The 14,087-nt window shown below is 57.3% G+C and carries 14 protein-coding genes; 8 read left to right on the top strand and 6 right to left on the bottom strand.

Features of this window, described 5'->3' with window-relative positions; genetic code table 11:
- Positions 1 to 29 precede the first annotated feature (29 nt).
- Entirely contained in the window at positions 30 to 1,628 is a 1,599-nt protein-coding gene (gene secD / locus FGU71_RS00425; RefSeq protein WP_142786747.1) for a protein translocase subunit SecD, read from the top strand.
- Between the two features lie 13 nt (positions 1,629 to 1,641).
- Positions 1,642 to 2,634, top strand: coding sequence for a protein translocase subunit SecF (secF, locus tag FGU71_RS00420; RefSeq protein ID WP_142786746.1), 993 nt, complete (start codon positions 1,642 to 1,644; stop codon positions 2,632 to 2,634).
- 32 nt (positions 2,635 to 2,666) lie between these two features.
- Here the strand turns inward: secF and FGU71_RS00415 are convergent, their stop codons facing one another.
- Positions 2,667 to 3,848, bottom strand: a complete 1,182-nt coding sequence (locus FGU71_RS00415) for a glycosyltransferase (RefSeq protein WP_142786745.1) — start codon at positions 3,846 to 3,848, stop codon at positions 2,667 to 2,669.
- A gap of 81 nt (positions 3,849 to 3,929) precedes the next feature.
- Positions 3,930 to 4,511, bottom strand: coding sequence for a helix-turn-helix domain-containing protein (locus FGU71_RS00410; RefSeq protein WP_142786744.1), 582 nt, complete (start codon positions 4,509 to 4,511; stop codon positions 3,930 to 3,932).
- 107 nt (positions 4,512 to 4,618) lie between these two features.
- Between FGU71_RS00410 and FGU71_RS00405 the strand changes: the two genes are divergently transcribed.
- Positions 4,619 to 5,092: a DUF6456 domain-containing protein gene (locus FGU71_RS00405; protein WP_142788894.1), complete on the top strand. Its 474-nt coding sequence runs from the start codon at positions 4,619 to 4,621 to the stop codon at positions 5,090 to 5,092.
- A 97-nt stretch (positions 5,093 to 5,189) separates the two neighbouring features.
- On the opposite strand, the gene FGU71_RS00400 is transcribed toward FGU71_RS00405, so the two are convergent.
- From FGU71_RS00400 to FGU71_RS00390, 3 genes are read right to left on the bottom strand one after another with little or no spacing between them, the layout of a single operon-like run.
- Complete coding sequence (locus tag FGU71_RS00400; RefSeq protein WP_142786743.1) at positions 5,190 to 5,789, bottom strand: uracil-DNA glycosylase family protein; 600 nt, start codon at positions 5,787 to 5,789, stop codon at positions 5,190 to 5,192.
- The gene (locus FGU71_RS00395) at positions 5,786 to 7,615 is read right to left on the bottom strand and encodes an ABC-F family ATP-binding cassette domain-containing protein (RefSeq protein WP_142786742.1); all 1,830 of its coding nucleotides are present in this window, start codon (positions 7,613 to 7,615) and stop codon (positions 5,786 to 5,788) included. Before FGU71_RS00395 ends, FGU71_RS00400 begins: the two co-directional genes overlap by 4 nt.
- A 48-nt stretch (positions 7,616 to 7,663) precedes the next feature.
- A complete protein-coding gene (locus tag FGU71_RS00390) occupies positions 7,664 to 9,220 on the bottom strand; it encodes an amidohydrolase family protein (RefSeq protein WP_142786740.1) in 1,557 nt (518 codons plus the stop codon).
- Between the two features lie 111 nt (positions 9,221 to 9,331).
- On the opposite strand from FGU71_RS00390, the gene FGU71_RS00385 reads away from it, so the two are divergent.
- The 4 genes from FGU71_RS00385 (at position 9,332) to FGU71_RS00370 (ending at position 12,691) form a co-directional block, all read left to right on the top strand.
- Positions 9,332 to 10,069 carry an SIMPL domain-containing protein gene (locus tag FGU71_RS00385; protein WP_142786738.1) on the top strand — a complete coding sequence of 246 codons (738 nt, stop codon included), beginning with the start codon at positions 9,332 to 9,334 and terminating at the stop codon, positions 10,067 to 10,069.
- A gap of 74 nt (positions 10,070 to 10,143) precedes the next feature.
- Complete coding sequence (locus tag FGU71_RS00380) at positions 10,144 to 10,464, top strand: PepSY domain-containing protein (RefSeq protein WP_142786737.1); 321 nt, start codon at positions 10,144 to 10,146, stop codon at positions 10,462 to 10,464.
- Positions 10,465 to 10,587: 123 nt separating this feature from the next.
- Positions 10,588 to 11,265, top strand: a complete 678-nt coding sequence (locus FGU71_RS00375; protein ID WP_142786736.1) for a response regulator transcription factor — start codon at positions 10,588 to 10,590, stop codon at positions 11,263 to 11,265.
- Positions 11,216 to 12,691: a sensor histidine kinase gene (locus tag FGU71_RS00370; RefSeq protein WP_407644386.1), complete on the top strand. Its 1,476-nt coding sequence runs from the start codon at positions 11,216 to 11,218 to the stop codon at positions 12,689 to 12,691. Before FGU71_RS00375 ends, FGU71_RS00370 begins: the two co-directional genes overlap by 50 nt.
- Before the next feature lie 10 nt (positions 12,692 to 12,701).
- Here FGU71_RS00370 and FGU71_RS00365 read toward each other — a convergent pair whose 3' ends face one another.
- Positions 12,702 to 13,010: a chorismate mutase gene (locus FGU71_RS00365; protein ID WP_142786735.1), complete on the bottom strand. Its 309-nt coding sequence runs from the start codon at positions 13,008 to 13,010 to the stop codon at positions 12,702 to 12,704.
- Positions 13,011 to 13,076: 66 nt separating this feature from the next.
- Here FGU71_RS00365 and FGU71_RS00360 point away from each other — a divergent pair, with 66 nt between their 5' ends.
- Positions 13,077 to 14,087: a polyprenyl synthetase family protein gene (locus FGU71_RS00360; RefSeq protein WP_142786734.1), complete on the top strand. Its 1,011-nt coding sequence runs from the start codon at positions 13,077 to 13,079 to the stop codon at positions 14,085 to 14,087.

Genomic DNA, 14,087 nt, shown 5'->3' with positions numbered 1-14,087 from the left:
TAGCGCAACAAGACTGAGAACAAGCGGCAATGCTGGATTTTCCCCTTTGGAAGAAGATTATGCTGTGGGTGGTTACCCTCACGGCGGTAATAATGGCGCTGCCTTCGCTGTTCGGTGCAGGCGGGGTCGATTGGCCCGATGCCCTGCCTGAGCCAAGCGTTAATCTTGGTCTTGACCTTGCAGGCGGATCGCACCTTCTGCTTGAGGCCGAAGCGGACGAAGTCGCAGCGCAGCGGCTCCAGAATATGGAAGAGGCCGTGCGTCAGGCGATGCGCAACGCCGAACCGCGCATCCGCATTGGCGATATTTCGACGTCCGAGGGCAAGCTGTCCTTTATGTTGAACGAAGCGAGCGATATCGATCGTGCGCGCGGCTTGCTCGAACCGATGATGCAGGGTCAGGATCTGGTGCGCGAGTGGGACCTGAGCGTAATCGATGGTCAGCGCATGGTGCTCACCCCGACGCAAAGCGGGATCGAGACTGCGGTCAATGATGCGATGGAAAGCGCGACCGAAGTTGTGCGCCGCCGGATTGACGAGCTGGGTACACGCGAACCGACGATCATTCGTCAGGGCGATACCCGCATTGTGGTTCAGGTGCCGGGACTTGATGATCCAGAGGCTCTGAAAGAATTGCTGGGCCAAACCGCTCAGCTTGAATTCAAACTGGTCGATCAAAACGCACTGCCCTCCAATGTTCAGGCGGGCATTGCGCCTCCGGGCAGCCAGATTTTCCCCTATGCCGACGGGACAGATTTTGAAGGTCAATCGATTGCTGTGCGGCGGCTTGGCGGGATTCGCGGAGACCGGCTTACCGGAGCGCAGGCGGGTGTCGATCCGCAGACCAACGAAAATGTTGTGACCATTCAGTTCGATGTGCAAGGCGGGACACGGTTTTGCAGCCTGACCCAGCAGAACGTGAACAAGCCTTTTGCCATTATCCTTGATGAGGAAGTGCTTTCGGCTCCGAACATCAATGAGCCGATTTGTGGCGGCTCGGCGCAGATTTCGGGCAGCTTTACCGCTGACAGTTCAAACAATCTCGCAATCTCGCTGCGGTCCGGTGCATTGCCGGTTCCGCTGACTGTTATCGAAGAACGCACGGTGAGCGCTGAACTCGGCGCGGATTCGATCCAGCGCGGCCTGCTCGCCATGTTGATCGGCAGTATCGCAGTCATCGTTTTGATGATTGCGACCTATGGCCGTTTCGGCGTCTATGCGACGATCGCTCTGGTGTTCAACGTGCTTATGCTGCTTGGCATTATGGCGTTCGCCAACAGCACCCTGACACTGCCCGGTATTGCCGGTTTCGTGCTGACGATTGGCGCGGCAGTTGATGCCAACGTGCTGATCAACGAGCGCATCCGGGAAGAGCGCAAACGAGGGCGGCGGGTTATCGCGGCAGTCGAAAACGGCTATAAAGAAGCGAGCCGAGCGATTTACGATGCCAACATCACAAACTTCATTTCGGCCTGTTTGCTCGGCTTTTTCGGGTCCGGCCCGATCCGCGGTTTCGCCGTCGTGCTTATCATCGGCCTGTTCACCAGCGTTTTCACCGCACTCCCGCTGACCCGTATGTGGGTTGCCGGATGGCTGCGTAAAAACCGCCCTAACGATATCAACGTTTGAGGAGGGATCTGACATGAAATTGCTCAAGCTCGTCCCCGCTGACACAAATATTAAATTCCTGAAACTGCGGGTTCCGTTCTTCATCATCAGCTTGCTTCTGATCGTAGCGAGCTGGGCTGCGGTGTTTACACAGGGCCTGAATTACGGGGTTGATTTCGCCGGTGGTCAGGAAGTTCAGATTACCTTTGAACAGCTCGATCAGGCCCCAATCGCCGATCTGCGTCGGAGTGTCGCCAGGCTTGGGTACGGAGCGCCAGTGGTTCAGGAATTCGGCGCCCCCAATGTGGTTTCGATCCGGGTCCCTCTGCCTGCAGAAGCCGAAGCGACGCCGGGTGCCGCGACCGAAATCGGGAACGAAGTTATCGCTCTTATCCAAGGGCAATATTCCGATATCCGGACAGACGGAAACAACACCGTTTCAGGCAAGGTCGCCAGCGAATTCCGCACCGATGCTGTCATTGCACTCGCGCTCGCCATGCTCGGGGTGGCGATGTATATCTGGATCCGCTTTGAATGGCAGTTCGGCGTCGGGGCGTTGTTCGCATTGTTCCACGATGTTTCCCTGACGCTTGGGCTGTTTGCAGTCTTCCAGCTGGAATTCAGCCTTCAGATTATCGCTGCGATCCTCGCGATTATCGGTTACTCGCTGAACGACACTATCGTTGTGTATGACCGGGTCCGTGAGAATTTGAAGAAATTCCGCAAGATGCCGCTCCCCGAACTGCTTGATCTCTCGGTGAACGAGACGCTGGCGCGGACGGTGATGACCTCGCTCACGCTGCTCGTCGCGCTTTTGCCGCTGCTGTTGTTTGGTCCGGCAAGTCTGTTTGGCTTGGTGCTGGCAATTACCGTGGGTTTGTTTGTCGGTACATATTCCAGTGTCTATCTCGCCGCGCCGATCCTGATCTGGCTCGGTGTGACATCGGACAGCTTTGTCCCGCAGGAAAGCGAAGCGGACCGTCAGGAAAAGATCGCACGCGGCGAAATCGAAGGCGGCAAAGCCTAAGCCCGGTAAGCGCTGTAAACGCGGTAAACGGGTCAGCCAGTCAGCCGCTCGTAATGCGCGGCGAGAATTCCAGCGTGGTTTTCCCAGCTGAATTGCTCTGTCGTCGCTGCAACCTCCAGCGGGTCTGGCGGTGTATTCAGCACGGAATTCACGGCTTTGACTAGGGCCTCTGGCGAGCGATCGGGCAGCAGGCGTCCGGCGGTATCATTTACGATTAATTCGCGCGCGCCGCCAACATCGGTGGTGACGACCGGAGTGCCGCAGGCGAGGGCTTCTACCCAGGCGTTGGCCAATCCTTCGTTCTCGGTCGGCAAAACCATGACATCGGCAGCCGACAGGATCAGCGGCAGCATATCGTGATCAATCGATCCGGTGAAATGGACGCGGTCGGCTACGCCTTTTTCCCGCGCAAGTTGCCGGAAATCGGCCTCATCCTCGCCTTGGCCAATCAGCACTAGTCTCGCGCCTTCGATGCTGGGCAAGGCCGCAATTGCGCGGTCTTGCCCCTTCTTTTTCATCAGAGCGCCCACGCATACCAGCAAAGGAAGATGGGCGGGCAAATCGAACCCTAGTTCAGAGCTGACCTGACTGCGCAATTGCGTATGATCGAGTGGTCGGAAACGGTTCCGGTCAAGGCCGGTGTAATGGATTGCGATCTTGTCTTCGGGAAGGCCAAGCGTCACCATCTCCCGCTTTAACGCCTCGCTGACCGCCAACAGGCCTGCTGCCTGAGATGCGGCCTGCTGCATTTGCTCCAGAGCGAAACTGTGATGACCCCAATAATTGATATCGCTGCCTCGCGCCTTGATCGACAAGGGAAGGCCCATTTCATCGGCAATGATCGCAGCGGCAGGCCCATCGGGAAAGAAATACTGAGCATCAATGATATCCACCGGATGCTGCGCATGAATTGCCTTTGCGACCGGTAAAGCAGCCTTGGCAATGGCCGCTGCGTTGCGCCGCGCCCCGACTTTGGGGATCAGGGTGAAATGCGGGCGGTGAACGTCAATGCCGCCCTCGGTCGAAACCTCTGCCAGATCGGCCAGCGCCCGATATTTGCCAAAAATTACCGGCGCCAGCCCAATCGGATTGATCACGGTGACCCGCCAATCACCGCGCTTTGCCAGCCCTTCCAAAGAACGCGCCACAAATGTCCCGAAACGCGGATTTGACGCGTTGGGATAGAGCGTGCTGAGGGAAAGAACGTGCTTCAAAATATCTCCCAGGTGACTGCATCGTTATGTGGCGCCAGATCCGGTAAGAAGCGCGCAACAAACACGGTTAAAACGGCGCCATCACAGCGGGCGCACCAACATCACGGATACTGCGATCCATGGCGGGTTATCCACGACCTGCTGTTTCTGCCCGGCACCGGGCGGCAGCAATCCGACCAACGTGCCCCTTCGATCGATCAGCCGCCCAAACGCAAAGCGCCCGCCGGGACGAGGTACAAGACAATCGCGATTGATTGCCTCGCCGGCATCTTGCGGGTCAAGCTGGCGCATCCAGATCAGATCGCCCGGACGAAATTCACCCGTGCTCTCTTGCACCTGTAGAACCATCAGGGGGTTATTTGTGCCTCGCGCTGCCAGATCGGAGGGCATCACCGCCTCTCGCGGTGTAGAAAGAGCGTCGGCACCGGCTCCATTCAATTCGGCCACGATCTGCGCTTGAGGCGCGCCATCGGATCGCACGAGACTTTCAGGATCAACGTCCAGAGCCGAACCGATGCGGTCCATCCACTTGATCGAGAGATTGCGCATCCCCGTTTCAAGCCGTCCGATCGTCTGCGCGGTTGTGGGCGGATTGCATGCCTCTGCCAGCTCGGCGAGGGTTACCCCCTTGGCCTTTCGAATATCCCGAATGCGGTTAATCAAGCGCGATCTCCATTATATGAAGAACCAATTTGGTCATTTCGATCTTTCCTACAGCAGCGGCACTATTGCAAGGGAAATATCACCTATTTGGCAAATTTGGAGTGAATGTGATGCGCAAACTGGTGGAACGCGAATTGACCAGCGAAGGCCCAAAGAGAGCAGGAGGGGCGAGCGGCAAACGCCGGACGGTCACGGTGAACACCGGTGAAAGCCCGATCGCTTGGCTGTATTCACGCGGCCATCTTGAGGCGCGCCTGTTCGAAGCGGGCGAGGCGCTGCGCCGCGATTATGAGCGGGCCCAGTTATCGCCCAACGTAACCATGCGCTGGGATCCTGTGCGCATCAAAACAACCGGTGATCAGGGGCTATCTGCAACAGAAAGGCAGATAGCGGCCAAATCACGTTTTGATGCTGCTCTGGCGCAAGCGGGTAGCGGTTTGGCGGACGTGTTGTGGCGGGTCGTATGCGCGGGTGAGGGTTTGCCCGACGCGGAAAAAGCAATGGGCTGGCCTGCGCGCAGCGGCAAACTCGTGTTGAAATTGGCGCTTGAAAGGGTCGCGGATTTTTACCGGATCAGATGATCCGTGTTGGACGATTGTCATGCGTGTCCTACACAGTGAAATTCAATGATATCAATAGCCTGCTTTGTAGGAGGCAGATGACACATCGGCGGATGTGTCACCCGTTTGCAGGCTTTGCCAAGGCCGCTTTTATGCGTTTGCGAAGTTCGGGAAGCAGCGCATTTTCGAACCAAGGTTGCTTGGTCATCCACATGCGGACCCGCCACGCGGGATGAGGCAGCGGAATGACCGGTGCAAAATCCGCAAACTGGCGCACGCGCTCGGTAAGCGTCAGGGCGCGCGTTTGGGGCAGATAATGCGCTTGAGCGTAGGCACCGACAAGCAGGGTCAAACGATCATCGGGAAGGAGGTCAAGCACCTGTCTATGCCATTGCGGAGCACATTCCTTGCGAGGCGGTGCATCGCCGTCGCTCGCTTTACCAGGGTAGCAAAAACCCATCGGGACGATCGCGATATTATCGGCATTGTAGAATTTTGCTTTGTCGATACCCAGCCAGTCGCGCAGCCGGTCTCCGCTGTCATCATCCCATGGAATCCCGCTATTATGGACCTTTGTACCGGGCGCTTGGCCGATAATCACGATGCGCGATGCAGGAGAGAATTGAACCACCGGCCGCGGACCCAGCGGCAGGTGATCGGCGCAGAGGGTGCAGGCTTTTATCTGCGCATGGAGCGTTTCGGCCTGCTCGCGGATCACCCCTCGACCTGTTCGGCGAGTTCTAGCCAGCGTTCTTCGGCAGCGTCTTTTTCCGCACGGGCATTTTCGACGCCCTTCGATATGGTCGCAAAACGTTGCGGGTCGGATGCGTAAAGGTCGGGGTCGGCAAGGATGGCTTCGCCCTTTGAGATTGCGGTCTCCAGCTCTTCGATCCGTGCGGGCAAGACCTCGTAATCGCGTTGGTCTTTGTATGAAAGTTTGTCGGGTCTGGCGGGTGCAGAAGCGGGCTTGCTGGATTGCGCCGGTGCAGATTTGGTTTTGGATTTGCCGACAATGTGCCGAGAGCGTTTGGCTTCCCAATCCGCATAGCCGCCAGCCACAATATCGACCGTGCCCGATCCATCCAGACCTAGCGTAACGGTCACGGTCCGGTCCAGAAAATCACGGTCATGGCTCACGATAAGGACGGTACCGTCGAAATCAGCGATCACTTCTTGCAGCAGATCAAGCGTTTCGAGGTCAAGATCGTTGGTCGGCTCATCAAGCACGAGCAAGTTCGCCGTCCGGGCAAATTCGCGGGCCAGCAGAAGCCGCGAACGCTCACCGCCGGACAGGATGCCGACCTTGGTGTCGACGATCTTCGGGTCGAACAGAAAGTCCTTGAGATAGGCCTGAACATGCTTGCGGTTGCCGCGTACATCAATCCAGTCCCCGCCTTCGGCAAGAATGTCGCGCACGCTTGCATCGGGTTCGAGCAATTTGCGTTGCTGATCAATCATTACACCGGACAGAGTGCGGGCGCGGGTGATCCGTCCGCTATCGGGTTCAAGTTCACCCGTAAGTATTTTTAGCAAGGTGGTTTTGCCCGCACCATTCGCGCCGACAATACCAATCCGATCGCCGTTCTGGATGCGCAGCGAAAAAGGTTTGATGATGGTGCGGCGTTCATCGCCTGAGCCGAAACTCTTGGTGATGCCTTCGGCGACAATCACAGACTTGGATTTGAAGTCTTCGTCGCTGGCAAGTTTCATTTTCGCTGTGCCGCTATCGGAGATCATGGCGGCGCGAGCGGCGCGCATTTGACCCAGTTTTTCGAGCCGCCCCTGATTGCGTTTGCGCCGGGCGGTTACGCCTCGCTCAAGCCAATGGGCTTCGAGCTTAAGTTTGGCATCGAGCTTTTCGGCGGCACGGGCTTCCTCGGCATAGACTTGCTCTTCCCACGCTTCGTACCCGCCAAAACCGACTTCCTTACGGCGCAGCGTCCCCCGATCAAGCCAGAGGGTCGCGCGGGTCAGTCGTTTCAAGAATGTCCGGTCGTGACTGATCGTGATGAAAGCCCCCTTGTACCGGGTCAGCCAGTCTTCCAACCAGTCAATCGCCGAAAGATCGAGGTGGTTCGTTGGCTCGTCGAGCAGCAGCAGATCGGGGTCTTGAGCGAGCGCGCGAGCAATCGCTGCGCGCCGGCGCTCACCTCCGCTCGCAGTCGCGCTTTCGCGGGCCATATCAATACCGAGCTGCCCAGCGATGTTGTCCACTTCGTGTTCGGCGGGCGCATCATCGCCTGCGAGCGCGAAATCCATCAGCGTTTTGAATGGGCTGAGATCGGGCTCTTGCTCCAAAAAGACGATCCGTACACCGGGTTTGACCCGTCTGGTGCCGCGATCCATTTCGATGCGGTCGTCAATGATTTTGAGCAGAGTGGTCTTGCCCGCGCCATTGCGGCCGATCAGTGCGAGCCGATCCCCCGGCAGAACGTGCAGATCAATTGGTTCGGCACCCTGGCCCGGCTGCGGACCTCCGAACAGCCAGCGGCCGCCTTGTTGCAGGCCGAGCCCTTCAAGGCTGAGGATAGGAGGTTGAGCCATAGGCCGCGGCAAATAGGCGAGGGGACCGGCGGCTGCAAGGCCGCGCGGTTATTCCTGCGCTGCCTTTTGCTGCTCTACCATTCGCGCCACATCCTCAAGCAATTTGGGGGCATCGAACACGATCCCATCCTTGATGGTCCAGCGAACACCTCCAATCGTTTCCAATTCATTGCGTTCACGGTTCAACCGGGTGTGCCCGGTGCCGTACAGCACTTTGAGATTGGCCAGCGGGTTTTCAGGCACGATCACCAAATCGGCGAGCTTGCCCACGGTGATTGATCCCATCGGCGGCTCGATGCCCTTGGAATCGTATATCTCGCGTGCGCCATTGATCGTTGCCGCCTGCATCACCTCAAGCGGGGTGAGGCCCGCTTCACGCAGCATTTCCAGCTCTCCGACATAGGCAAAACCCCATGTCTGGTAGATATAGCCCGGATCAGATCCCGCCGTGACACGCCCGCCGCGATCCTTGAATTCGCGGGTCAGGTCGAACCATTTGCGATAAAACGCCCGCCACGCTGTTTCATCTTCGCTGGTCCAATCGTGATAATAGCTGCCGTGATTGGTCAAGCTTGGTTCGTAAAAGCTATTGAGGGATGGCAGCGTGTATTTGTCATGCCATTCAAGATTGCGGGCTTTCATCACATCGCGGCTGGCGGAATAGATGTTGAAAGTGGGGCTCAAGGTAACATCGTTATCGATCAGATAATCGATGTATTCGTTCCATTTTTCGCTACCCGGCTCTCCGACATGATCAGCCAACCGCGCGACCCAGGCAAAACGCGATTGTTCGTCGAGATAATTGTAATCAGCCGGATATTGCGGAAGGCGGCTTTTATCGAGCAGGCTTTCAAAATGCCCATAGAAGTGCGTCACCCCGTCGAGCCCGAGCTCAACCGCCTTGCGTGCATTCACATCGGCAACACCGCGCTGGCCAAGATGCGCGACCGACCCGAGGCCTTGGCGTTCGGCTTCATCGAGGATCGCTTCGAGAATGTGGGGTGGTTCATTGTTGAAGAATTTGATCCCGTCATACCCTTCCGCCTTTATCCAGCGGACCCAATCGCGGCCCTTTTCGGCGCTGTCGATCGGACCATACGGGCCAACGGCACCCGGAACGGTGTAGGCGAACAAACGCGGTGCGGTGATCGTGTTGGCCGCGCTGCGGCGTTTTTGATCAATCGACGGATCGTTTGGTCCAAATCCAAAACCCACCCCGCGCACGCTGGTAACGCCGTGCGCCAGCCACAATTTAAAGCCATAGGACGGTTGCGGTGCCTTGGCCGGATCGCCGTTATGACCATGCGTGTCGACAAATCCGGGCATGATATACATCCCCGATGCCTCGATAACGCGATCTGCTGCAATATCGGCGCCGCCACCTCGAGCAATCGCGGCAATGCGGTTGTTTCTGACGATGATATCAACCGGACCTTCGGGAGGGGCGCCGGTGCCGTCGATCATCGTCGCGCCGCGGATCAAAAGGGTTTCAAACGGACCTTCGCCTTCTCCGGCTGGCCGGTCTGGCACGCGCTCCATGGCGGGCTGCGCCAATGCAGGCGCCGTGAGTGTTACGATGATAGCCGCCAGAAACGTCTTGAGCATTCGATTTCCCCTGTTCACAGTGTCAGTAGCTGTTCCATTTCGGTTTGCACATATCCTGTTCAGTCAAAGGACATGATCAAGCCGCGATCTAATCCATCAGGAGATCACCCAATGAAATTTTATACTCTATCCGCCGCTGCTGCTCTTGCTGTGATGGCAGCAACACCCGCATTCGCAGCAACCGTTGAAATCGAAGCAAACGGGCCCGTGATCGAGCTTTCTGTGTCAGAGAATGTCACGACTGCGCCCGATCTGGTTACGATTGGAGCGGGCGTATCGACCGAGGCACCGACCGCTGTGGCTGCGATGCGGATGAATGCGGCCGAAATGCGCAAAGTGATCGACCGGATTAAATCGCTGGGTGTGGCGGATAAGGATATCCAGACCACCGGCATCAATTTGAACGCGCGCTATGATTACAATCGGCAAACCCAAGAACAGGTGTTTCGCGGGTATGAGGTGTCAAATCGGGTGAGCGTAAAACTGCGTGATATTGCTGAAACAGGTCAGGCTCTCGACGCTTTGGTTTTGGCCGGTGCAACAGATCTGAGCGGGCCGACTTTTTCGATTGAAGATGACGAGGCAGCGAAAGATCAAGCTCGCAAGCGTGCGGTGGAGCGTTCAAATGATCGTGCCAGAGCCTATGCGGCGATGCTTGGTTATGATGATGTCAAAGTGCTTGAGATCAACGAAACGCTCAGCGGCAGCAGCCCCATGCCGCAAATGATGGAACGCGCAATTAGCCTTGAGGCTTCAGCTGATGCATCGGCTCCGGTTCAACCCGGACAAGTCAGCACCGGTGTCAGCATTACGATCAAATACGAAATGCTCGGCGGGGATGACAGTTGATTACAACACTGAATGGGCGGCAACGTCCCCATTCACTGCGTGTTCAACGGGTTTGGCATAGGCATAGTTTCATAATGAAAGCCACATTCTCTCTCGTCGCCGCTTTATCGCTGGCCTTGTTCGTGGGCGGTCCTGCCGTCGCCGCCAATTCGGGTGCGCAAGAGCAAACCCGTAGCGATCAAGGGGAGGCTCGCAAGGAAATGAAAGCGGGAAACCAGCTTTCTTTGCGAGAGATTGAACGGCGGGTTCTGCCGCGTATGCGGGGCAGTGAATATCTTGGCCCTGCCTATGATGCGACAGCCCGTGCGTACCGGTTGAAATTCATCAAAGATGGGCGCGTAACCTACGTCGATGTCGATGCCCGCAGCGGCCGGATCATCAACCGGTCGCGATAAAGCTGACACTTCCTTGAAAACACTCCGGTGGACAGCGTCAGGCAACAGACATCACGCTTGCTTGACGCGCGCTACGCAAAAGCGCACGACCCGGGCAATATATTTGCAGAAATCTGGTGGACTATGCGCATCCTGATCGTCGAAGACGAGCCCACTCTGGGCCAACAACTGAAAACCACGCTTGAGCAAAACGGGTACGCCGTTGATCTTTCAACCGATGGCGAAGACGGGCACTTCCTTGGCAGCACCGAGGATTACGACGCCTGCGTGCTTGATCTTGGCCTGCCCGAGATTGATGGCCTGTCGGTGCTTGGCATGTGGCGCAAAGAAGGGCGGGATTTCCCGGTTCTGGTCCTGACTGCACGCGATAGCTGGTCTGATAAAGTTGCCGGGCTGGATGCGGGTGCAGATGATTATCTGGCCAAACCCTTCCAGACAGAAGAACTGATCGCTCGGCTTCGCGCGCTTATCCGCCGCGCATCGGGCAACACATCTTCCGAACTCACGGCTGGCAATGTCCGGCTTGATACGCGTTCGGGCCGTGTGACGCTTGATGGCGAGCCGGTTAAATTGACGGCGCAGGAATACAAGCTGCTAAGCTATCTGATGCACCACAAAGGCAAAGTGGTGAGCCGTACCGAGCTGATCGAGCATATTTACGATCAGGATTTCGATCGCGATTCCAACACGATTGAAGTTTTCGTCACCCGTATCCGCAAAAAACTAGGCGCAGAGGTAATCACTACGATCCGTGGCCTCGGTTACAGCCTCGACGACCCCGCAGACGCTCCCCGAGCGTAAGGGCGCACCCGCGCCGCCTGCTTCATCGCAAGATGATGCCGGTGCCGACGCGGACAATGCTGCCAGGCCTGCTGTAATCGCTGCGCCTCCGCGGCGGGGCAGCCTTGCGCGGCGAATGGGCCTGATCGCGGCCGTGTGGATCACTGTGTTGCTTTTGGGCGGCGGGGTTGCCCTTGACCGGACACTGACCAATCAGGTCGAAAACAATTTTGACGAACAGCTTGAATATATTCTGACGGCGATGATCGCCTCTGCCGAGATCGGGCCGGACGGAGAAGTGTATTTCTACCGAACGCTGGGAGATCAGCGTTTTCTAGAGCCCAATAGCGGCCTTTACTGGCAGATTAGCGGCGGCGAATATGAGCCGTGGCCATCGCGGAGCCTGTGGGACCGGACGCTGGTGGTCGAAGGCGATCACTTCGATGATGAAGCCCACTTCTACGATTCCGATCAATTTGGCAGGGAATCGCTCCGAATGGCAGAGCGCAGTGTAATTCTGCCCGGCAGCGAGACCCGGTGGACCTTCGTTGTCGCCAGCGCGACTGAAGAGATGGACGCGCAGATGCAGCAAGTCCGCTCCATTCTGATTTGGAGTTTCTTGGTCCTTGGCCTCGGCTTGATCGTGATGGCGCTGTTGCAGATTCGCTATGGTCTTCAGCCGCTCCGGCGGGTGCGTGCGGCAATCTCAAAATTGCGAACCACGGGTGAGAACCGTATTACCGAGCCGCTCCCAACCGAGGTTCAGCCTCTGGTCGAGGAATTGAATGGTCTTCTCGAGCATTCGGAAAAACAAGCCGAGGAAGCGCGCACCCATGCGGGCAATCTGGCCCACGCCTTGAAAACGCCACTAACGGTGCTGACTAACGCCGCAACGGCCCGTTCGCCCGACTTGAACGAGGCGGTTTTCCGAGAGACTCGCACGATGCAGCGGCATGTGGACCACCACCTTGCCCGCGCCCGCGCCGTTGGAAGACGAGCGGTAGGTCACGCCCGGACTGATGTGCGGGCCAGTGCCGAAGCGGTTCGCCGCGCGGTTGAGCGGCTGTATCCCAGCGGGCGGCTTGATATCGCCGGCAAGAAGGATTCAATGGTCGCAATCGAGCGTCAGGATCTTGATGAAATCCTCGGTAATCTAATCGAGAACGCGGCAAAATACGGCGGGGGCAGCGTCTTCGTAACCGTCGATACCGAACCTGAATCCAAGGATTGCATAATCTGGGTCGAAGACGATGGCATCGGCATCCCCGAAGCCGAGCGTAGCCGCATATTTGATCGCGGTGCCCGGCTGGATACGGGTAAACCTGGAACCGGCCTTGGCCTCGCGATTGTTCGCGATGTCGCTGAAATTTACGGCGGCGGCGTTACGCTTGGTGAAAGCGAGGATCTGGGCGGTTTGCTGGTCGAATTGCGTTTGCCCCGCGCGTAATCGCGATGGATCAGCTTTCGCGCGCCTTTTCGTGGTGCCGGATCACTTCTTCGATGATGAAGCGCAGGAATTTCTCGCTGAATTCTGGATCAAGATCGGCATCTTCCGACAGTTTGCGCAGCCGCTCTATCTGGCGGCTTTCCCGCGCCGGATCGGCCGGGGGCAGCGTCACTTTGGCTTTATATTCGCCCACCGCCTGCGTGATGCGAAATCGCTCTGCGAGCATGTGGATGATTGCCGCATCGATGTTGTCGATACTCTTGCGAAAGATCGCCAGTTGCGGATCTTCGGCGGGCGGTTGGTGCGTTTCATTGGACATCGCTTGCAAAGCTAACAGCAATTCTGCGCTTGCCAAGCGCAAGAGGCTGCCCCAAAGCGCATTTTTATGAGTGCTGAAGTCGTTCCTCTTCCTCGCAAGCGCCCCACGCTCGACCCGATGCTGTCATTGACGGCAAGCGGAATGAACTCTGTTAACGCCGTCATTCTTGATCGTATGCAGAGTGAAATCCCGCTTATTCCGCGGCTTGCAGGTCATCTGATTTCCGGCGGCGGCAAACGGCTTCGTCCGATGTTGACACTCGCCGGGGCGGAACTTGTCGGGTATCAGGGCGCGCGTCATCACAAATTGGCTGCGGCAGTTGAGTTTATCCATACTGCGACCTTGCTTCACGATGATGTGGTCGATGGCAGCGAGCTGCGCCGGGGCAAAGCGGCGGCGAATATCATTTTCGGCAATCCGGCCACTGTGCTGGTCGGAGATTTCCTTTTCAGTCGCGCGTTTGAGCTGATGACTGAAGACGGTTCGCTCAAAGTTCTCAAGATCCTGAGCCATGCCAGTGCGGTTATTGCCGAAGGCGAAGTGTCGCAATTGTCAGCGCAGCGCCAGATCAGCACCAGCGAGGAACAATACCTGCACATCATCGGCGCGAAAACAGCGGCCTTGTTTGCCGCGGCGAGCCAGATCAGCGCAGTTGTTGCCGAATGCAGCGAAGAACAAGAGCGCGCTCTTGAGGATTACGGACGCAATCTTGGCGTGGCATTTCAACTGGTCGACGATGCTATCGATTACGATTCGGACGCCGCCGAAATGGGCAAAGACCAAGGCGATGATTTCCGCGAAGGCAAAATGACCCTCCCCGTAATTCTTGCCCATGCCCGTGGTAGCGAAGAAGAGCGCAAATTCTGGAAGGCTGCGATTGGCGGGCACCGCACATCGGACGAAGACTTGGCCCATGCGATCCAGTTGATCGACAATCACAACGCGGTCGAAGACACACGGGAAAAAGCGCGCCATTTTGCGCAGCGTGCCATTGATGCAATCTCGATCTTTCCCGAAAGCAAAGCCCGTTCGGCAATGGCTGAAGCGGCACAATTTGCTGTCGCGCGAGGGTATTGA

This window comes from Erythrobacter insulae (genome assembly GCF_007004095.1).
Classification (GTDB): Bacteria; Pseudomonadota; Alphaproteobacteria; order Sphingomonadales; family Sphingomonadaceae; genus Erythrobacter; species Erythrobacter insulae.
This window is presented reverse-complemented; position numbering and strand designations above follow the sequence as displayed.